The organism is Bradyrhizobium sp. MOS002, from assembly GCF_003020115.1.
GTDB lineage: Bacteria > Pseudomonadota > Alphaproteobacteria > Rhizobiales > Xanthobacteraceae > Bradyrhizobium.
The window spans coordinates 227,092-246,163 of the sequence record NZ_PYFX01000006.1 but is presented as its reverse complement, the minus strand read 5'-3'; the positions used below and the strand labels follow the sequence as shown (position 1 = coordinate 246,163).

Annotated in this window: 21 protein-coding genes and 1 tRNA gene; 13 read left to right on the top strand and 9 right to left on the bottom strand. The window is 64.0% G+C overall.

The features are described from left to right. Nucleotides 1–3 precede the first annotated feature (3 nt). The 3 genes from C7G41_RS20745 to C7G41_RS20735 all read left to right on the top strand — a co-directional run bounded on the left by C7G41_RS20745 (nucleotide 4) and on the right by C7G41_RS20735 (nucleotide 4,624). Complete coding sequence (locus C7G41_RS20745; protein WP_106944281.1) at nucleotides 4–804, top strand: NUDIX hydrolase; 801 nt, start codon at nucleotides 4–6, stop codon at nucleotides 802–804. Between the two features lie 80 nt (nucleotides 805–884). Then, entirely contained in the window at nucleotides 885–1,811 is a 927-nt protein-coding gene (locus C7G41_RS20740; RefSeq protein WP_106944280.1) for a DMT family transporter, read from the top strand. A gap of 125 nt (nucleotides 1,812–1,936) precedes the next feature. Next, on the top strand, nucleotides 1,937–4,624 hold the full coding sequence (locus tag C7G41_RS20735; RefSeq protein ID WP_106944279.1) for a PAS domain S-box protein: 2,688 nt from the start codon (nucleotides 1,937–1,939) through the stop codon (nucleotides 4,622–4,624). Nucleotides 4,625–4,727: 103 nt separating this feature from the next. Here the strand turns inward: C7G41_RS20735 and C7G41_RS20730 are convergent, their stop codons facing one another. Then, the gene (locus tag C7G41_RS20730) at nucleotides 4,728–5,078 is read right to left on the bottom strand and encodes a GrlR family regulatory protein (protein WP_085395594.1); all 351 of its coding nucleotides are present in this window, start codon (nucleotides 5,076–5,078) and stop codon (nucleotides 4,728–4,730) included. A 259-nt stretch (nucleotides 5,079–5,337) separates the two neighbouring features. Here C7G41_RS20730 and C7G41_RS20725 point away from each other — a divergent pair, with 259 nt between their 5' ends. Further along, nucleotides 5,338–5,835 carry a hypothetical protein gene (locus tag C7G41_RS20725; RefSeq protein WP_106944278.1) on the top strand — a complete coding sequence of 166 codons (498 nt, stop codon included), beginning with the start codon at nucleotides 5,338–5,340 and terminating at the stop codon, nucleotides 5,833–5,835. 49 nt (nucleotides 5,836–5,884) lie between these two features. Here C7G41_RS20725 and C7G41_RS20720 read toward each other — a convergent pair whose 3' ends face one another. After that, nucleotides 5,885–6,268, bottom strand: coding sequence for a VOC family protein (locus C7G41_RS20720; RefSeq protein ID WP_106944277.1), 384 nt, complete (start codon nucleotides 6,266–6,268; stop codon nucleotides 5,885–5,887). 179 nt (nucleotides 6,269–6,447) lie between these two features. Between C7G41_RS20720 and C7G41_RS20715 the strand changes: the two genes are divergently transcribed. The 3 genes from C7G41_RS20715 (at nucleotide 6,448) to C7G41_RS20705 (ending at nucleotide 7,939) form a co-directional block, all read left to right on the top strand. Continuing rightward, nucleotides 6,448–7,017: a hypothetical protein gene (locus C7G41_RS20715; protein WP_199198501.1), complete on the top strand. Its 570-nt coding sequence runs from the start codon at nucleotides 6,448–6,450 to the stop codon at nucleotides 7,015–7,017. Nucleotides 7,018–7,177: 160 nt separating this feature from the next. Continuing rightward, on the top strand, nucleotides 7,178–7,711 hold the full coding sequence (locus C7G41_RS20710) for a hypothetical protein (protein ID WP_106944275.1): 534 nt from the start codon (nucleotides 7,178–7,180) through the stop codon (nucleotides 7,709–7,711). Nucleotides 7,712–7,862: 151 nt separating this feature from the next. Further along, nucleotides 7,863–7,939: transfer RNA gene (locus C7G41_RS20705), tRNA-Arg, on the top strand. A 49-nt stretch (nucleotides 7,940–7,988) separates the two neighbouring features. On the opposite strand, the gene C7G41_RS37870 is transcribed toward C7G41_RS20705, so the two are convergent. The 3 genes from C7G41_RS37870 to C7G41_RS20690 form a co-directional block, all read right to left on the bottom strand. Next, entirely contained in the window at nucleotides 7,989–8,141 is a 153-nt protein-coding gene (locus C7G41_RS37870; RefSeq protein ID WP_018455284.1) for a hypothetical protein, read from the bottom strand. A gap of 160 nt (nucleotides 8,142–8,301) precedes the next feature. After that, complete coding sequence (locus C7G41_RS20700) at nucleotides 8,302–9,267, bottom strand: helix-turn-helix domain-containing protein (protein ID WP_199198500.1); 966 nt, start codon at nucleotides 9,265–9,267, stop codon at nucleotides 8,302–8,304. A gap of 439 nt (nucleotides 9,268–9,706) precedes the next feature. Next, complete coding sequence (locus tag C7G41_RS20690; RefSeq protein ID WP_106944274.1) at nucleotides 9,707–9,979, bottom strand: hypothetical protein; 273 nt, start codon at nucleotides 9,977–9,979, stop codon at nucleotides 9,707–9,709. A 313-nt stretch (nucleotides 9,980–10,292) separates the two neighbouring features. Here C7G41_RS20690 and C7G41_RS20685 point away from each other — a divergent pair, with 313 nt between their 5' ends. After that, the gene (locus C7G41_RS20685) at nucleotides 10,293–10,754 is read left to right on the top strand and encodes a host attachment protein (RefSeq protein WP_106944273.1); all 462 of its coding nucleotides are present in this window, start codon (nucleotides 10,293–10,295) and stop codon (nucleotides 10,752–10,754) included. Nucleotides 10,755–10,784: 30 nt separating this feature from the next. On the opposite strand, the gene C7G41_RS20680 is transcribed toward C7G41_RS20685, so the two are convergent. Next, entirely contained in the window at nucleotides 10,785–11,048 is a 264-nt protein-coding gene (locus tag C7G41_RS20680) for a hypothetical protein (protein WP_106944272.1), read from the bottom strand. Nucleotides 11,049–11,338: 290 nt separating this feature from the next. Between C7G41_RS20680 and C7G41_RS20675 the strand changes: the two genes are divergently transcribed. The 3 genes from C7G41_RS20675 to C7G41_RS20665 all read left to right on the top strand — a co-directional run bounded on the left by C7G41_RS20675 (nucleotide 11,339) and on the right by C7G41_RS20665 (nucleotide 13,605). Then, entirely contained in the window at nucleotides 11,339–11,785 is a 447-nt protein-coding gene (locus C7G41_RS20675; protein WP_106944271.1) for a hypothetical protein, read from the top strand. A gap of 102 nt (nucleotides 11,786–11,887) precedes the next feature. After that, nucleotides 11,888–12,760, top strand: coding sequence for a DMT family transporter (locus tag C7G41_RS20670; RefSeq protein ID WP_106944270.1), 873 nt, complete (start codon nucleotides 11,888–11,890; stop codon nucleotides 12,758–12,760). A gap of 98 nt (nucleotides 12,761–12,858) precedes the next feature. After that, nucleotides 12,859–13,605 carry a hypothetical protein gene (locus C7G41_RS20665; RefSeq protein WP_199198499.1) on the top strand — a complete coding sequence of 249 codons (747 nt, stop codon included), beginning with the start codon at nucleotides 12,859–12,861 and terminating at the stop codon, nucleotides 13,603–13,605. 56 nt (nucleotides 13,606–13,661) lie between these two features. Here C7G41_RS20665 and C7G41_RS20660 read toward each other — a convergent pair whose 3' ends face one another. Continuing rightward, entirely contained in the window at nucleotides 13,662–13,979 is a 318-nt protein-coding gene (locus tag C7G41_RS20660; RefSeq protein WP_199198498.1) for a histone, read from the bottom strand. Between the two features lie 66 nt (nucleotides 13,980–14,045). After that, nucleotides 14,046–15,449 (bottom strand): deoxyribodipyrimidine photo-lyase, encoded by a 1,404-nt coding sequence (locus C7G41_RS20655; protein WP_245446606.1) that lies wholly within the window; start codon nucleotides 15,447–15,449, stop codon nucleotides 14,046–14,048. A gap of 177 nt (nucleotides 15,450–15,626) precedes the next feature. Here C7G41_RS20655 and C7G41_RS20650 point away from each other — a divergent pair, with 177 nt between their 5' ends. Next, on the top strand, nucleotides 15,627–17,357 hold the full coding sequence (locus tag C7G41_RS20650) for a methyl-accepting chemotaxis protein (RefSeq protein ID WP_106944267.1): 1,731 nt from the start codon (nucleotides 15,627–15,629) through the stop codon (nucleotides 17,355–17,357). 56 nt (nucleotides 17,358–17,413) lie between these two features. Here the strand turns inward: C7G41_RS20650 and C7G41_RS20645 are convergent, their stop codons facing one another. Beyond that, a complete protein-coding gene (locus tag C7G41_RS20645) occupies nucleotides 17,414–18,073 on the bottom strand; it encodes a peroxiredoxin (protein ID WP_007611501.1) in 660 nt (219 codons plus the stop codon). A gap of 391 nt (nucleotides 18,074–18,464) precedes the next feature. Between C7G41_RS20645 and C7G41_RS20640 the strand changes: the two genes are divergently transcribed. Then, complete coding sequence (locus tag C7G41_RS20640) at nucleotides 18,465–19,037, top strand: hypothetical protein (RefSeq protein WP_199198497.1); 573 nt, start codon at nucleotides 18,465–18,467, stop codon at nucleotides 19,035–19,037. Nucleotides 19,038–19,072 lie beyond the last annotated feature (35 nt).

The window sequence follows — 19,072 nt, the reverse complement described above, 5'->3', positions numbered from 1 at the left end:
TGAATGGCCGAGGCATCAGCATCACGCCCCGCGTCGACGATCCTCCTGCTGCGCGACGGCGCAGCAGGGAAGGAAATTGAAGTCTTCATGATGGTCCGCCATCATCAGATCGAGTTCAATTCGGGCGCGCTGGTGTTTCCCGGCGGCAGCGTCGATGCCGGCGATCAGGAGATCGTCGCCCGGTCCGATCTGTATTCGGGCGGCGAGGGCTTGAGCGAAGCGGACCGCGGTTTTCGGATCGCCGCGATCCGCGAGACCTTTGAGGAAAGCGGCATCCTGCTGGCGCGGTCGAAGGATTCGGGCACGCCGGTGGATGCCAGGCGCGCCGGCGAGATCGCCGATGCGCATCGCGTCGCGCTCAACGAGCACAAGATCAGCTTCCTGAGCATTCTGGCCGACAACGGCCTCCAGCTCGCGCTCGATACGCTCGTGCCTTACGCGCACTGGATCACGCCGGAGGGGATGCCAAAACGTTTCGACACCTGGTTCTTCCTTGCGGCAGCACCGCCCGACCAGCTCGGCGCGCATGACGGAGGGGAGTCGACCGACTCGATCTGGGTCTCGCCGCGCGAGGCGGTGGAGGGCGGCGAGAGCGGCCGCTTCAAGCTGCCGTTCCCGACCACGCGCAATTTGATCCGGCTCGCCAAGCAGGTCAGCGTGAGCGCCGCGCTCGAGCACGCCCGCGGCATGTCCGTCGTGACCGTGATGCCTGTCATGACCAAGACCGAAACTGGCCGTCAGCTCCGCATTCCCCGCGAGGCCGGCTATGACGGCGAGGTGTTCGAGGTCGGGGCGGTCGGCTAGGACACTTCGACACACAGCGAAGTATCGGCGAGGGCAGACGCGCTAGGTTCCGTCCCTGACAACGGGACGGGACGCGCGACATGGCCAACCGGCAGGACAATCGGCAAGACAACAACGTCGCGGTCGAGCTGGCGCTGCTGCTCGCGCTCGCGACGCTCTGGGGCGGCTCCTACACCTTCATCAAGCTCGGGGTCGCCACGATTCCGCCGATCACGCTGATCGCAGCGCGCACCACGATTGCGGGCCTGCTGCTGCTCGCGATCATGTGGGCGCGGGGCATCAGGATGCCGAATGATGCCGCGACCTGGCAACGCTTCGCCTTCCAGGCCGTGCTCAACAGCGTGATCCCCTGGACATTGATCGCCTGGGGCGAGCGCCACGTCGATGCCGCGCTCGCGACCATCCTCAACTCGGCCGGCCCGATCTTCACCTTCCTGCTCACGGCCGTTGTGACGCGTCACGAGGCGACGACACCGCGCAAGCTGGTCGGCGTGGTCGCCGGCATGGCCGGCATCCTGCTGATCGTCGGCGTCGATGCCTTCCATGATGTCGGAAGCGGTCTCGTCGCGGAGGCCGCCATCGTTGCCGCCACCATCTGCTACGCCTGCGCAGCGATCTTCGGTCGCGGCTTCAAGGGCCTCGATCCCATGGCGCCCGCGGCCGGCTCGCTGCTGGCGGGGGCGGCGGCGCTGATCCCGGCCTCGCTCATCGTCGAGCAGCCCTGGACACTGTCGCCCTCGCTGAGTTCCGTGCTGGCGCTGCTCGCGCTGGCGACCTTCTCGACCGCCGCGGCCTTCGTGATCTATTTCCGCCTGATCCAGACCCTGGGCTCGGTCGGCACCACCGCGCAGGCCTATCTACGCGTGCCGATCGGTGTTGCCATCAGCGTCGCCTTCCTGGGCGAGAGCCTGAGCCGGACCGCCTGGATCGGCCTTGCCTGCATCGTCGTCGGCGTCGCCGCCATGACCATCCCGGCCCGGCCGCCGGCCGACGTCAAAACGTCATAAAACCGGGGCCGGGGAAGGCGGCAGGGCTTCAATATTAAGGATATTCGGCGGCCAGACGCATGTTCCCCCGGGACCGCAATACGTCGTATATTGGAGCTCCAATAGCCCGGTCCTCACATCACCCAATGTCCGCTGAATTGACGCCGACCCCTGAGAAAAAGCGAACATTCTCGCTCTCCATCGGCCAGCTTACCTTCGGCAGCTTCCTTCTGGTGCTGGCGGTGATCATCGTCACCTCGACGGCGAGCGTGATCGCGATCCGGCACATCGACACGACTTTTGCCGAGCTGCAGCGGCTGCAGAGTGTCGGCGACCTCGCCGAGGACATCGACCGCCGCATGAACGAGCTGCGGCTCGCTGCGCGCGACTTCGTCACCGATCCCGGCGCCGGCATCCAGTTCAAACAGGTGGGCGAGGCGGCCTCGACGCTCAGCGACATCCTGAAGAAGACCCGCATCGAGCTCGTGCCCGAGCAACAGGATATGATCGACGGGGTCAGCGAGCGGCTTGCGACCTATCGCAGCGGCCTGGAGCGGATCTCGACCTTGATCGACCGCCGCGCCCAGCTGCTCGCTGGCCTGCCGCCGCTCCGCGACCAGTTCGACGCGGCTGTCTCCGGCACCGCGGACCGAGAGCTGGCGTCCCGCCTGTCGGAAGCGCAGAGCCGGATCGCGCTCGGATTGCTTGCGCGCAACCCGTCCGCGGCCGAGCAGGCGGCGCAAAGCATGCGGGCGATGGGCGTCACCGATCCCAAGCTCAGATCGGCCGTCAACGACTACGCCGAGGCGATCATCGCGGTCGCTGTCCGTGAACGTCAGATCGCCGACATCGATCGCGAGGTGCTGGGAACCGAAGGCCGGCTGATCGGCCGCGTCACCGAATTGCTGCGCGAGGTCAGCGCCCGGCGCGGTCATGTGCTGTCGCGCGACTTTGCCCGCACGCTGACGGAGGCGCGCTGGCAGAGCATCGTGCTCGGCACCGTCGGCGTGCTGATCGGCATTCTCGCGGCCGGCTTCGTGGTGCGGCGGACAGTCCGTCCGCTCGCCCAGATCGCGCGGTCGATCCGCGCGCTCGCAGCCGGCGAGAAGAACACCTCGATCCCGTCCGCCGACCTCGACAATGAGATCGGCGACATCGCGCGGGCGGCCGAAGTGTTCCGCCGCGCGCTGGAGGAGGCCGACACGGCACGCGAGGCGGCGGTGCGCGCGCTGACCGAGCAGCGCCTCGCCGAAGAGAGCTACCGGAAACTGTTCGAGGGCTCGGTCGATGGTATCTATGTCACGACGCCGGCCGGCGACCTCCTCAACGCCAATCCGGCGCTGGCGAGGATGATGGGCTATGACAGCCCCAAAGATCTCATCGACAGCATCAACGACATCGCCCACACGATCTACCTCAATCCCGAGGCGCGCGTCGAGTATCAGCGGCTGATGGCCCGCGACGGCATGGTGCGCGAGTTCGAATACCAGGTGCGCCAGCGCGGCGGCGACATCCTGTGGCTGTCCGACAGTGCCACCGGCGTCCGCGACGAGGCGGGCAACATCGTCCGCTACGAGGGCACGCTGCGCGACATCACCGACCAGAAGCGCGCGGAAGACGCCATCGCCGAAGGACGGCGCCTGCTCCAGCAGGTCATCGACACCGTGCCCGCGGTCATCAACGTCAAGGACCGCGAGCTGCGCTACGTACTGATGAACCGTTACATGGCCGGCATCTTCGGAATCGAGCCCGGCGATGCACTCGGCCGCACCACGGCCGACCTGATGTCGCGCTACGGCGCGGCCAAGTCCGACGAGAGCGACAAGCGCGTGCTGACGCTGCGAAAAGGTCTCGGCTTCTACGAAGAGGAGTACATTGATTCGTCCGGCCACATGCGGCAATGGCTCGTCAACAAGCTGCCGCTGCTCGATGCCGAAGGCGAGATCGAGCGGATCGTCACCGTCGCGCTCGACATCGGCGAGCGCAAGCGCGGCGAGCAGGAGATGCGGAAAGCCAAGGAATCCGCCGAGACCGCGCTGCGCAATCTGCGCGAGACCCAGGCCTCGCTGATCGAGGCGGAGAAGCTGGCGGCGCTCGGGCGCCTCGTCGCCGGCGTCGCGCACGAAGTCAACAACCCCGTCGGCATCAGCCTCACGGTCGCCTCCGCGCTGGAGCGCAAGACCGCGATGTTCACCGCCGAGGTCGAGCGTGGCGAGCTGCGCCGCTCCGCGCTCAACGACTTTCTTCACACCAGCCGCGATGCGTCCTCGCAGCTCGTCGCTAATCTCAACCGCGCCGCCGAGCTGATCCAGTCGTTCAAGCAGGTCGCCGCCGACCGCAACTATTCGGACCAGCGCAGCTTCGATCTCGGTGACCTCACCGAGCAGGTGGTGATGAGTCTGCGGCCGGGCCTGCGCAAGCACAATCTGACGCTCAATGTCGAGTGCCAGCCTGATCTGACCATGAACAGCTATCCCGGACCGTACGGCCAGGTGCTGACCAATCTGTTTCTCAACGCGGTGGCGCACGCCTTCCCGGACGGCCGGCCGGGGACCATCGACATCCAGGTGCGCCAGTCCGGCAAGGACAATGTCGAGATCATCTTCTCCGACAATGGCTGCGGCATGTCGCTCGACGTTCGCCGCCGTGCCTTCGATCCGTTCTTCACGACGCGGCGCGACCAGGGCGGCACCGGTCTGGGACTGCACATCGTCTACAGCATCGTCACGAACAGGCTCGGCGGACGGCTCGATCTGGATTCCGAACCGGGCAGCGGCACACGTGTCCAGATCATCCTGCCGCGCGTGGCGCCGCTCGAGCAGGCCGCGGAATAACTCGAGCGTTTTCGAGCGAAGTGGATGCCGGCTCGGGTGAAGAAAACAACTCGAAGCAACAATTGAGAGCTTCGGTTCTGATTCAATCAGAACCGAAAATGCTCTAGTCGGCCTCTGCGAGCTTGTGCAGCGTCGCGCCGAAAATCTGGCTGGCCTTGCCGACCAGCGCGGTGCCCGTCATGTCCCCGCGCGTTTCCGTGAAGGTGCCGCTGAGGCCGATGCCGACCGCGGCAGGGCCGCCGAACAGCGGATTGTCGTCGCCCCGCGGCGAGGTGTGACGCTGGACCAGCACCTCGCCCTTGAAGGTGTTGTCCTTCACCGTGTAGCTGCCGGTGTAATAGAGGTAGGCATCGCCGCCAAGAATCTTGCCGTCGCGAAACAGAATCACGCCGCTGCCCTTGCCGACTCGACCATCGAGCAGGTTCACGTGAATCGAATAGAGGCCGTTCTTCATAACGTCCCGAGGCCGGCCGCCATCGCCCAATGGCGTAACCGGTACGGTATTTATGCCAAAGCGCATGCGCTCGCGCAACGCGGCAGTTTACCGACCGGCCTTGCGAGAGCCTGCCCGTGAGCCGTAGTTGTCCCGGCTTGTCTATGACACCGCCATGACGGTCTGATCATGAAGCGAGGCCAGTCGTTGCGAATCAAGTTGGCCCGCGAAATGCATAACCATTGTTGCACTGGCCGCGGGGTGCTGGAGCAAGACCAACGTGAGCAACTGGATCGATTCCGGCGGCGAGAAGCCGCGTCTGTACAGTGTGCGTCCCACAATTTGCGAAACACGACAACGGCGGATTGACGGCGCGGCACGCCGGCGAAGCGTGGCAAGCCTCGCTTGCGCCCTGGCCCTGATCGCGCTCGCAGCCCCCTTCGGGCACGCGCGCGACCGCGGCCAGTTCGTCAACACCAATGCCGAATTGAAGGCCTGGTTCGACGGACTGCGGAGCGCCAAGGGGCCTTGCTGCTCCGATGCAGACGGCTCGGCGCTCTCGGACACCGACTGGGACAGCAAGGACGGGCACTATCGGGTCCGCGTTCCGCGCTATGGCTACATGATCGACGGCCGACCGCAGGAGCTCGTGTGGGTCGACGTGCCCGAGGAGGCCGTGATCTCAGAGCCGAACCGGGTGGGGCGCACCATGGTCTGGCCGATCTACGGCTACATGGGCGTCGCCATCCGCTGCTTCATGCCCGGTAGCATGACTTAGGCGCGCCGGGCGGCACGTCGCGCGGTGAGCCGATGCGTCGCGCGTCGTGTCAGGTATATTTCTTGTCGCGCTCGAGCAGCTCGATGGAGATGCCTTCGGGGCCGCGGATGAAGCAGATGCGCACGCCGGGGCGGATCGTGGTCGGTTCGCGCGTGAAGGTGACGCCCTTGGCCTTGATCTCGGCGGCAACAGCGTCGATGTCCTTCACCGTGAGACCGAAATGGTCGAGGCCCTGATGCGGATGCGGCGGTGGCGGGTTGACCGCGTTGTCGCCCTCGAGTGGCGCAATAAAGATCCTTGCGCCGCCGAGATTCACGTCGATCCGTCCGGGCGCTTGCACGATCTCGCCACCGAGGATGTCCCGCAGCCAGGCCGCCGTGGCCTCCGGATCGGGGCTGCGCAGATGGACGTGATCCCAAGTGACGATTGGCATTTCATGTTCTCCCGACGGGTCTTGATGTTGCAGCGCATGTTAGCGGCCTCGGCCGGTGACCGCCACCGCTCTTGCCGACTCGACAGCTGCGCGGGAACCTTAGTTCGTCTTCCGGATTAAGGTAAGCAGTGGCCGGATCCGTTGTCGAACGTGCTTCCGCCGCGATCGGTGAGGCAACCATGAACGCCGGGTTTGACCGCATCGGGTTAGGGCGTTTCGCCGAGACCGGCGAACGACTGGCGCGGGCAGTGACGATCGCGAGCGTTTCATTTGGACGAGGCCTGCTGTGGCTGTTGGCGGCCATCATCGTCGGTTGCGGCATCTGGATGCTGCTCCCCCTCTCCAGAGGCAACAGTGCAGAGCCGGTGAGGTCTGAGGTGGCCGCGGTCGAGACGGCGCCTTCGGGTGATGCGGCCGCCGCGTCGCCGCCTTCCGAAGCTCAGATTCCGACAATGGCAGAACTCGGTCGGATCAGGATTTCATCTCAGACCTGGCGCCGCGGCGGCCTTGGCTCGAAGGCGCTGGTGACGTTCACGCTGCGCAACGACAACGACTATGCCGTAAAGGATGTCGAGATCCTCTGCGCTTTTGCGCGGCGCGATGGCAGTCATCTCACCGACCGCAACCGCGTTCTTGCGGACCCGGTCAGCATGAAGAGCCGCAAGACTTTTGCGCGCATTCCTGTCGGCTTCGTCAACGTGAATGCCGATCAGGCGAAGTGTTCGCTTGTGTCAGCACGTCGGACATAAAGCCGGCATTGCCCGGTAGCGGAAAAGTTACTGTCCCGTGGCCTTGGCCAAAAAACTTGGCGTCGCCATTTGAACCGAACGGCTGGGCCAGGAACCAATTAAATGATCGCCTGTTAAGGCGGAGAGCCCACGCGGGGATGCGGCGGGCGGAGCGTGGCCAATGCCCATCTTTCGGTATTTTTCCTTTGTTGGTGGAGCCTTGCTCGCCCTGCTGTTTGCGGCGAACTACGTGCTGCCAACTTCGCCTGTGACGCAGGCTGTCGCAACCGCAAGCAACGAACAGCCGTTGATCCGGATCCGGTCCGATCGCCACCTGCCGGAGCGCGTCGTGCTCGACACCAGTCAGCCGACGCTTGCCGCCCCTGCGGTGAAGGTCGCCGCTGTCGTGGCTCCCCAGCCGCCCGTGGAGGGCATGTCGCCGGCTTTGGCCGAGATATCAGCCAAGGCGCGGGTCCGCGAGACGTTCGCCCAATTCACGCCGGCGGCGAAGGGCGCTCCCGCTGCGGTCAAGAAGACCGAAGCCAACGCACAGCTTCAGGCGCAGGCCCAGCTCCCTCAAACCCAGTCCCCTCAGATCTCGGCGCAGCAGCCCAAGCGCAAGGTCGCCAGAACGCATCCGGTGCCGCAGAAGGGGCGGCCGATGATGGTGATGGCGCAGCAGCCGCATTTCGGCTTCTTCAACAGCACCTGGTAAGAGCGGGTCTGACCGTCTCGAATCGGGGCGGGAAGGGCTTTTTATTGGCCGGCCTCTCTGCTAATTCGAACCCATCCGAACGTCTTCCGGCCTGCTGGCCCGCCAGCAGCGATCTGGGGCATCTCGGTTACGGCCCAATGTCTGGGCCAGGGCGCTCGTAGCTCAGCTGGATAGAGCATCGGATTTCGATTCCGAGGGTCGGGAGTTCGAATCTCTCCGAGCGCGCCACTTGCAGGGCCAGATTTTTCGGATCTGGCGGCGAGGCCGTGAGCGGTCTCTATTTGCCCTGGATCTTCAGCCCATTGGGACCGACATTGATTTGCAGGCCGTCGGGCTGCTTCTTCGTCTGGTAGAGATTGTAGCCGAGCACGGCTGCCGTGACGACCAGAGCACCGATGATCAGAAACAATACGTTGCGGCTGATAGACATTTTTTCCCCGAACCACTTGGTTGACGGCAAGAAAACCCCGCGCGTAGGACGCGCGGGGTGCTTCAGTGCGGCCGCCGGCGCACTGCTTGGATAATGCGGTTCGAAGGAACTGGTTCCCTTGGCGCGTGCGCCGCCTGTGCAAGGCCGGAGCCGTGTCTTGTCAGCCTGCCATCGGACCGGCTTGCCGGCCCCGTGCCAGCGTGTCGGACGGCGCTTCGTGGAAGGTCGCGCGGTAAGCTGCGGCAAACTCCCCCAAATGGTGAAAACCTTGGGCGCGCGCGCATGTGGCGACGTTGGCGCCCCCGCCCTTGAGAAGGCGAGACCGCGTCGCCCACAGTTTTTTCAGGCGAATGTACTGGTGCAGGCTCATGCCGCGGACCTTGCTGACGGCGCCGCCGAGCGTCCGGATCGAGACGCCAAACTCGCCGGCGAGATCGGCGGTATAGATCGGAGCGGTCGGATGTGCTGCGACGTAATCGTCGATCCGTTGCACAAGTTTGATCGACCGCTCGCCCTGGACGGAGGCACTCCGGTCTGAGAGCGGATCGATGCGAAACAGATCGTCGAGCGCGAGCAGCAGGCCTTCCTGGAGATGGGCGGCCACCTCGGACGTTTCGAACAAGACCGGCTGCACCGACGCGGTTCGCAGAATGTCGAGCAGGAGCTGCCGTATGTGGAGCAAAGCGGGGCGGTTCGCGCCATAAGCCCGCAAATCGTCCGCCTGATCGAACCAGCCCCGGTCACTCAGGCCGGGTGACAAGATGATCATCGCATGATGATTGGTCCGGCGCTCGACGAAATGGCATTCATCGCTGCCGCGGAGCGCGATGAAGAAACGCGCGTCGAGATCCATGCCCTTGGAATTAACCTGAAGATCGTCCGTCATGGGCAGGATCACCATCCCGCCGGGCATCCGATAGGTGGCGTCGAGAATGCGTGCGAACGAGCGCATCATGACGACGCGGCAGCCGGGCAGGGAGACGACAGCGCGAGCCGCCGCGAAATTCCGGACGTCGAGCGGAATGCTTCTCGCATCCTCCATCGATTCGATCGGCCGAAATGCATCGACGTCGGCAAAGCCGATCAATTGAAGCGCCGAGGATGGGGCGAGGGCGTCGAACAACATGACTGTGGCCGGCTGCCGCAATGTGACAATCAAATGAACGTCAGTACATCGCCATCAATGGCGAAACATCGCGCTTCAGTAAACCGGATTCCGGGCCGTAGTATTGGGGACATCATGGCATGGAGCCCGGCGGATCGATGTCGTCGTCAACGGTCTCGAGTCATGGGCTGGCCGGACGCGAGGTCGATGAAATGCAGCCGCGTGCAGGCGGGACAGGCGAAGGAGGCAAAGCTCTGCGCCTCCTGTCTCTGCTGCTTCTCAAGATGTGTCTGCACATTCATGCCCGTCTGGGGACATCGAAAAACGATCAAATCGACCATCGTCGAAGAATGACGGCGTGGCGGATTTCGTCTTTGATCTAGATCAGTTTTGGAAAGACGCCAGACCAACATTCCTTGATCTCGCAAAAGCGAAGGGGCCCCGGAGGGCCCCTCTAGAATCACCAGCGGCGGTAGCGTGGTCCGTAATAGCGAGGCCCACCATAAAAGCGCGGTGCATATCGGGGACCGTAGTACGGCCGCGGCGCGTAGTATCCATAGTAGTTCGGGCGCCAGAAGCAGCGTCCCCAGGCGTCACAGACCATGCGGACCTGCTCGACGTCCGAAACCTGCGGCGTCGCAGGAGCAGGCGCGATGGGCATGGCGGACGCCGCCGGTGATGCGACCAACGCACCCAACAGGGACGCGGCGACGAGGCCAATTCTAAGCTTCATGATGTCTTTCTCCGCTTACGCAATACAGGGATATCGAAGTTTGTTCTGATCAAATTGTGGCAGGACCGAAATGTAATGCTGATGAACAGGTCTTCAGCCAGCCCGCCGCAGGCCTGACCTTTAGCTCCGCCAAACTATCCCAGGTTCGCGCTCTTGACCAATGCCGCGCTTGCGTTTGCGCCCCGCAGGACATCGCCACCATCCTTGATCCCGCGCAATTCACCGGTGCGGCTTCGTCCCTAAGCTTGGCGTTATGGCCAGCCTTTCGAGCAATTCGAAGAGCAGGCTCGCGAGGTCGCTTTGGAGCTGTGCAATGGACAAAATGAGAATCGACAAGGGTGACTGGCTGGTCGTGTGCGACGGGCGCAAGGCGCTCATTCTGGAAAACCTCGGCGATGGGATGTTTCCGAACCTCCATACCAAGGAGGTGCACGAACAGCCCAATCCCTCCACCGCTGCGCAAGGGACCGACGCGCCGGGCAGGCTCCATGGCGCGGCCGGCAGCGCGCGCAGCTCGGTGGAGCAGACCGATTGGCATGACGAGGCCGAGCGCGCCTTCCTGCGTAGCCTGGCCGGCCGGCTCGATGCCGCCGTCAGCTCGGGCGAGACCTCGGCCTTGACCATGGTGGCCTCGCCGCGTGCGCTCGGGATGATCCGCGCCGACTATTCGGATGTGGTGCGCAAGGCACTTCAGGGCGAGGTCGGCAAGGATCTCGTCAAACTGCCCGTCTACGAGATCGAGAAGCAATTGTTGCTATCGGGCGCCACCAAATAGCGGCTCCCGCAGGGGACGCGCCTGCGCCCCTCAGTAGCAGGGGTGCCGGCGGCGGTCCTGGCCGACATAGGCGGCTGCGCTCTGGTAGCAATGGTTGGTCGACGGGCCGTCGTAAAAGGCGAACGTCCCCGGCGCGATGCCCGGCCCGTAATTGTGCAGATAGCTGATTGGGTAGGGCAGCGGGTTCGTATAATGGCGGTGATACCGGTGGTGTCCCCGCGCCTCTGCGAGGCCAGGGGCAAGGATTGCGGTCGACAGGGCGGCAACCGCGGCTACAAGCTTCAACTTGCTCATCTCGAATCTCCGGAACCCGCACGAATAGGTTAGCCGCTTATAGCCAGTTCGGGCGGCGGGGACACCTATCTGGCGCCCGGGAATCGAGGCCAATCCCACAGATTCCCGGGTGGGTGTGACAGAATTGCCGGACCTGTGGTCCAAACCTGCCCATTTTTGGCCTTTTCGGGATGCTTAACGAATTCACCACACAAGTATGACCAAAGAGAATTAGCTCAAGAATCCTGTTGCCGGCCTTTTGGGGGTCCATAGGCCGGTCCATTCCTGAAGGTTGTCGCTGTCACCCCGCCATGCGCATTACGCTTCTGAGCCTGCTGTTGCTCTCGGTCATCGCCGCCACGCCGGCGCGGGCCGAACTGCACATTACCCGCGACCACGGCGGCTATGTCGAGGAGTACAAGACCAAGTACAAGCGCGTCCGCGAGAAGGGCGAGCGCGTCATTATTGATGGCATCTGCAACTCGGCCTGCACCCTGGTGCTCGGCATCGTGCCAATGAACAAGATCTGCGTGACGCCGCGCGCCAGCCTCGGCTTCCACCAGGCCTACTACGACAAGGCCTTCACCTTCGGCATCAAGGTCACCAGCGCGGAGGGGACGTCCGACCTGATGGCCTATTACCCCGACACGGTGAAGGACTGGATTCGCCGCAATGGCGGGCTCACCACCGACATGAAAAAGATCAAGAACGGTGTCGAGCTCTGGAAGATCATCGATCCCTGTCCGGACGAATGGTGAGCGGCTGAGCCGTCCGGTCCGTCGCAGCGCAGCATCGTCCGAACGAAATTGGCCGAAATTCGCATTGCCGCATTGGCCGCCTGTGAGGCAATGAGGGCGGCAATGAACCAAAATCAAGAAGCCCTGGCCGCCCGCGCCGCGCCGATCCTGTTCGTCCTGCTCTGGAGCACCGGCTTCATCGGCACCAAATACGTCATCAACAATGCCGATCCCTTGACCTACCTCGCCATCCGCATGGCGTTTGTGGTCGGTCTGATGGCAATCATTGTCGCGATTGCGCGACCGAAATGGCCGGACCGTATCGGCATCGCGCACAGCGCCGTCGCCGGCATTCTCGTCCATGGCTTCTATCTCGGCGGCACTGCAATCGCGATCGCGCACTCGATTCCGGCCGGGCTCTCCGCGCTCATTCCGGGCCTTCAGCCGATCCTGACCTCGACCATCGCCAACCGCTGGCTCGGGGAGAAGGTGACGCCGGTGCAATGGGCGGGGCTCCTGCTTGGCCTCGGCGGCGTGGTGCTGATCCTGCACGGCCGTCCCATGACCGGCGAAGCCGGGCTCGGCTGGCTCGCCTCGGTGGTCGCGCTGATCAGCATCACGCTCGGCACGCTCTATCAGCGCCGCTACTGCAACCACATCGACTGGCGCGCCGGCAATCTCGTGCAGTACGTGTCCGTCACGATCTTCTTCGCGATCGGCGCCTTCCTGTTCGAGGACCGCGTGGTGCACTGGACGCGCGAGTTCATGCTCGCGCTGGCCTGGCTCGCCGTGGCGCTCTCGATCGGGTCGATCGGGCTGCTGTACTGGCTGATCCGCCACGCCGCCGCCACGTCTGTTGCAAGCCTGTTCTATCTGGTGCCCGCCGTGACGGCGCTGATGGCTTATCTGCTGTTCGGTGAAAAGCTCGATGCGCTGGCGATCGCGGGCATGGTGATGTGCGCGGCCGCGGTGTTCGTGGTCAACCGACGCTTCTAGGACCGGCGGGCCGGGGTGCCGGAATACATCCCTGACGTGCGGGGTGCGTCCGTGTTAGGCTTGGGGCATTTCAGCCTCCCTTTCACACGGTGATTTCCATGAAGAAAGCGCGTCGTGCACTGCTCGGCAGGTCCCTGAATCCGGTCCAGATTGCCTGCATCAATTATGCAGAGGAGATGATGAGCGAGCGGATGATGGCGCGGCTCACGGCCGCGCTGCAGAAATGCTATGACGAGCACTTCATGCCGGTCTGGGGCTACCCCGTCGATCTCGACGTCACCCGCAAGCCGAAGCCTACCGACTGGCAGCTGGTCTATTTCGACGATGCGACCCACAAGAATTTCCTCGGGCGGCATGAATTGACGCATCGGGGACAGCCGATCTCGAAGATCTTCCTCAAGGCGCTGGCCGAGGACGATCCGGTCAGTCTGGCAGCCTCGCATGAGCTGTTCGAGATGGTGCTCGACCCCATGGCCAATTTGTGGGCCGACAAGACCCGGCACACCCAATATGCCTACGAGGTCTGCGACGCAGTCGAAGAGGACGCCTTCGTCGTCAACGGCTTCCCGATGTCGAACTTCGTCTATCCGTCCTGGTTCGAACCCTTCAAGCATCCCCGCGGCACCAAGTTCGACCATATGGGATCGCTCAAGGAGCCGTTCTCGATGACCGAGGGCGGCTACGTCATCAAGAAGGTGAACGGCAGGAGATTGATCAAGCAGTTCGGCTCACCCGAGAAACGGCGGCGCTTCAACGCCGAGGACCGGCGCGGCCATCGCAGCGAATTTCGCGATCCGCAAGGCGAGCATCACCCGGGCCGGCGCGCAGCCAAGCGGCGAAGGTAGGGTATCGCCGGGGGCGTCTCCGGGCGCGTCCGCCCCCGGAGACTTGAGCGTTGCGATCAGCGCTTGGCCTTCTTGGCCTTCTTTTTCGACTTGGCAGCCTTCTTGGTAGTTTTCTTTGCTGTTTTCTTGGCCGCCTTCTTCGACGACTTCTTTGCAGCTTTCTTCGAAGTCTTCTTGGCGGCCTTCTTCGAAGTTTTCTTCGCAGCCTTCTTGGCTTTCTTCTTGGAAGCCTTCTTTGGCGCTACTTTCTTCGCGACCTTCTTGGCTGCTTTCTTGACCTTCTTCACCGCAGTGACAGCGGCGTCCTTGGTCGCTTCAACGGCGGCGGTGATCGTGTCCATCGCCTGTTCGGTCATTGGCTTGTCGTCGTCCATTTCGTCCCCCACGGTTTGCATGGAGCGATGACGATAGCGGGTTTCATAATTGTGTCAAAGCAACCCTCAACCTTTGCGGATCTTGGCGTAGGCGGCGAGCGCGCGCTCACGTCCCCTGGCATGATCGACGATCGGCTGCGGATAGGTCTTGCCGAGCGTGACGCCGGCGCTCGCGAGCTCGATCGGCGTCGCCTGCCAGGGCTGGTGGATCAGCTTGGCCGGCACGTCCTTCAACTCGGGCACCCAGCGTCGCACATAGGTTCCATCCGGGTCGAACTTCTCGCCCTGGAGCACCGGATTGAACACGCGGAAATAGGGCGCAGCGTCGGCGCCGCAGCCGGCGACCCACTGCCAGTTGGCGGGATTGCTGCCGGCATCCGCATCGACCAGCGTGTCCCAGAACCAGCTCTCGCCGTCGCGCCAGTCAATCAGCAGGTGCTTGACCAGGAACGAGGCGACGACCATGCGCACCCGGTTGTGCATCACGCCGGTGTGCCAGAGCTGGCGCAAGCCGGCGTCGACGATGGGATAGCCGGTGCGCCCGCGCTGCCAGGCGGCGAGCGCCTTGGCGTCGGGCTTCCATGGGAAGCCGTCGAAATTCGCTTGGAGGTTTTCGGTGGCAAGGTTGGGATGGTCGTGCAGCAGGTGGCGGCAGAACTCACGCCAGCCGAGCTCGCTCAGGAACTTGTCGACGCCGGATCCGATCGCGGGATTTTCCGCCGCGGCGAATCGCGCGGCGTGCCAGACTTGGCGCGGGCTGAGTTCGCCGAACCTCAAATGCGGTGACAGGTGTGAGGTGCCCTCGCGGTCCGGGCGGTCGCGATCGCCGACATAGCCTTGTGCGGTGCGCCTGAGGAAGTCGCGCAGGCGGGCGCGGGCGGAGGCTTCGCCGGGGGTCCATGTCTCGCGCAGCCCGCCGGCCCAATCGGGCTTGGCCGGCTCGAGCTTCCAGGTCTCCAGCGCGTCGCTGGCGACCGTCGGCGCCGGACGCAGCTCCTTCGGCGCCGGCAGGGGTTTTGGCGGGTCGCCGAGCGCCAGCACGCGCCGCCAGAATGGCGTGAACACGCGCAAGCCGCGGCCTTCCTTGTTGCGGATTGCCGCAGGCGGAACGAGCAGGTCGCCCGGGAAACTTTGCGAGTCCACGCCGATCTTTGCCAGCGCTGCTTCGAGCTGCCGCTCGATCGCCTGATGCGGCGCCTGTGCGATCTCATTCCAGTAGACAGTGCGGGCTCCGCTCTCGCGGACCACCTCCGCGATCACCCTGGCCGCCGGTCCCTTGCGCAGGATCAGCGATCCGCCGCGCGTGGCAATGTCGGCGCCGAGCGCCCGCAGCGACTGCGCCAGCCACCAGCGCGCCGCGGCGCCCGGCGCTCGCCCGGCCGCGTCGTCCAGCACATAGAGGCAAATCACCGGCGCGCCGGTCTTCGCAGCGGCCTTGGCGGCAGCGTGGAGGGCGGGATGGTCGGACAGGCGGAGGTCATCGCGAAACCAGACGATGATGGGCGGCGGGCTTGGCGTGGTCCTTGGCGTGGTCAGGGTAGCCTCGTTAACGATTTGGAAAGCATGTCGGGTGCGGCGATGGAACCGTCATTAATGCGACCGTAAGCCGATTGCACGAATATGCAGGAATTACGGGGGTCATTGGTCATGTACGAACGTGCAACGGCGAAGTTTCTGCCGCAATTCAAGCTTGGCACCAAGGCGCTCCTGTGCGCGGTGCTGCTGATCGCCATGAATACGGCGCTCGTGGTCGGCGCCGGCTATTGGTCGCTCACCTCCGCTTTCAACGATCGGGCGCTCCGCGACATCGAGGTGAGTTTGCGCACGCTGGCGCTGGCCTTTGCCGAGGTCGTCCCCGATGCGAAGATCACGATGCGGGATGGCACGGTTGTGCGCGCCGAGATTCCCAGGATGCCGGAGTTCAAGGATCACGCCATCGTCGATCGCGCGGTGTCCTATGTCGGCGGCAATGCGACCCTGTTCGTGTTCGACGATGCGAGCGGGCAGTTCGTGCGACGCTCGACCAACGTGAAGAAGGAAAATGGCGACCGCGCCGTCGGGACCCAGCTTGCCGCCGATCATCCGGCCCAGGCGCTGCTGCGTCGCGGCGAGGCCTACAAGGGTCCGGCCACGCTGTTCGGCAAGTCCTTCATGACCGCCTATTTCCCGATCCCCGACGCCAGTGGCAAGGTCGCCGGCATCCTCTATGTCGGCATCCCGATGGCCCAGTTCGAGAGCATGCTGGCCCAGACGATCGAAAGCATGGCGGCCGCCGCCGGGCTCGCCGCGCTGCTGGTGCTGGTGCTGACCCTGCTCGTCGTCCGCCGTGTCACCAAGCCGCTGACCTCGGTCACGCGCTCGCTGACGGCGCTCGCCGAAGGTCGGAGCGACGTCGAGATCGATTGCGAGGATCGCGCCGACGAGATCGGCGAGATCGCCCGCACGGTCGCGGTGTTCAGGAGCAATTCGCAGGAGCGGGCGCGGATGCGCAGCGAGCAGGCGGCGGCTTCGGCTGCAGCCGCCGAGCAGCGCAAATCCGACCTGCGCAATTTCGTCGAAGAGTTCCGCGGCGGCGTCGGCGGCATTCTCGACAAGGTGCTGACGTCGTCAGGCGAATTCGAGCGGGCGGCGCGGCAGCTCACCGACACCGCGCGCTCCACCGCCGATCTGTCGGCGCGGTCGGCGGGAGCCTCCGAAACTGCCTCCGAGCACGTGCGTTCGGCGGCGTCAGCCTCGGACGAGCTGTCTCAATCGATCTCCGAAATCACCCGACGGGTTCAGGAATCGAACGTCATTTCCGCTGAGGCGGTGCGGCAGGCCGAGGCGACCGATCAGCGCATTGCGCAGCTCTCCGAGGCGGGCGCGCGCATCGGCGATGTCGTCAAGCTGATCACCTCGATCGCCGAGCAAACCAACCTGCTGGCGCTGAACGCGACCATCGAGGCCGCGCGCGCGGGCGATGCCGGTCGCGGTTTTGCGGTGGTGGCCCAGGAGGTCAAGACGCTCGCCGGCCAGACCGCCAAGGCGACCGACGAGATCTCGAACCAGATCGCCAGCATGCAGCTTGCGACCGAGGAATCGGTTGTCGCCATCAAGGCGATCAGCCAGACCATCGAGCGCATCAGCGGCATCGCCGGCTCGATCTCGGCGGCGGTCGAGCAGCAGAAGAGCGCGACCCAAAACATCGTCACCAGCGTTCGCGCGGCGGTATCGGGGACGGCCGATGTCGCCGTCAACGTCCGTCAGGCCGCCGAGGGTGCGAACGAGACGGGTGAGACGTCCAGCCGGATGTTTGCCTCCGCCCAGGCGTTGTCGGGCGAGAGCCTGCATCTGAAGGCCGAGGTCGAGGGCTTCCTCGAACGCGTGCGCGCGGCGTAAGAGCTAACATCGTCATCCCGGGCGACGCTGACGCATCGCCCGGGATGACCGTTGGGTTATTTCGGCTGCGGCACGATCCGGATGTAGGGCTTCGGCTCCTTCCAGCCCTGCGGATAGATCGTCTTGGCCTCGTCATTGGAGACCGAGCCCGCGATGATGACGTCGTCACCCTGCGACCAGTCGGCCGGGGTCGCGACGCGATGCTTGGCGGTGAGCTGGAGCGAGTCGATCACGCGCAGGATCTCCTGGAAGTTCCGGCCCGTGGTCATCGGATAGACCAGCACCAGCTTGATCTTCTTGTCCGGCCCGATGACGAAGACGTTCCGAACAGTCTGGTTGTCGGCGGCGGTGCGGACAAGGGGATCGCCTGAGATGGCAGCCGGCAGCATGCCGTAGAGCTTGGAGACGTTGTAGTCGGTATCGGCAATCATCGGGAAGTTCGGCGCAGCACCTTGCGTCTCCTTGATGTCCTCCGACCATTTGGCGTGGCGGTCGACCGGATCGACCGAGAGACCCATCAGCTTGACGCCGCGCTTGTCGAATTCCGGCTTCAGCCTGGCGAGCGCGCCGAGCTCGGTCGTGCAGACCGGGGTGAAGTCCTTGGGGTGCGAGAACAGCAGCGCCCAGCTATTGCCGATCCAGTCGTGGAACTTGATCTTCCCTTCGGTGGTCTCGGCTTCAAAGTCGGGGGCGGTGGCGCCGATCGGAAGTGTCATGGTTCTACCTCATCGCATTGAATTTGCTTGATAATTCATCTTTGGTGCCACTCTCAGTATAGGGGCTCCGCGACCCCAAGTGAACGTCAAGTGAACCGCTTCAAGTAAAATGTGAATTCCTTCTTTGAAGGCCTGATTTGCTAGCACCTTTTTGTTACAGCGGCACCTGCGGCGAAACATCTCCACCGGGGCTATACGGGCGCGATTGCCCCGAGAAAGCCTTTTATGACTTCCATCACGCTCGCCCGTCGCTTCCCAGAACCGAAATGGTCCTGACAGCGACCAATTGGCAACCATTGAGAAAAGTCGCGATCCCCGTACCGAATCATTAACCACCCCTTTACGCCGGCATGAAAATGCTGGTCGATCAGAAGAAATCTGGAAGTGAACTATGTCTGCCGCTGCGCATAAGTCTGTTGAGTCGCCGTCCCTCGAACCGTCCTGCCGCGATACCTCGGCCCATGCACTGACCATCGTGCGCGACGGCGTGATCACGGGCGAAGGCCCGACCACCAAGGGAAGGGTGCACTTCTCCCGCTCGCTTGATGCCGATGATACCGCCTGGTGCATCCGCATCCTGACCGCCACAGCCGTCAACGACCAGCCGATCAGCCGCACTGAGGCCGAAGTGCTGTTCGAGATCAACGAAGCCGCGACCGAGCGCACCGATGGCGGCCGCTTCGACGACCTGCTCGCCAAGGCGGTTGCTCACTATGCCGCGAGCGCCTCCGGCCTGAAGGTGCCGCCGCGCAGCGTCGCGCTGTCGGCCGAGTCCGATATCGAAGGCTGGGCGCCGTCCTATGCCTCCAAGGTCAACAGCGAAATGCTGGAGTGGATCGCCGGCCAGATGCGCGGCAAACGCCAGAACAACCGTCGCCTGATGGCGATGGTGGCGACTTTCCTGGGCGCCACCGCGCTGCCCCTGGCGGGCCAATTGCCGAACGTGTTCGACATCGGCATGTAAGATTTTGGGCATGTAAAATTCTGCGCCTCTCACGA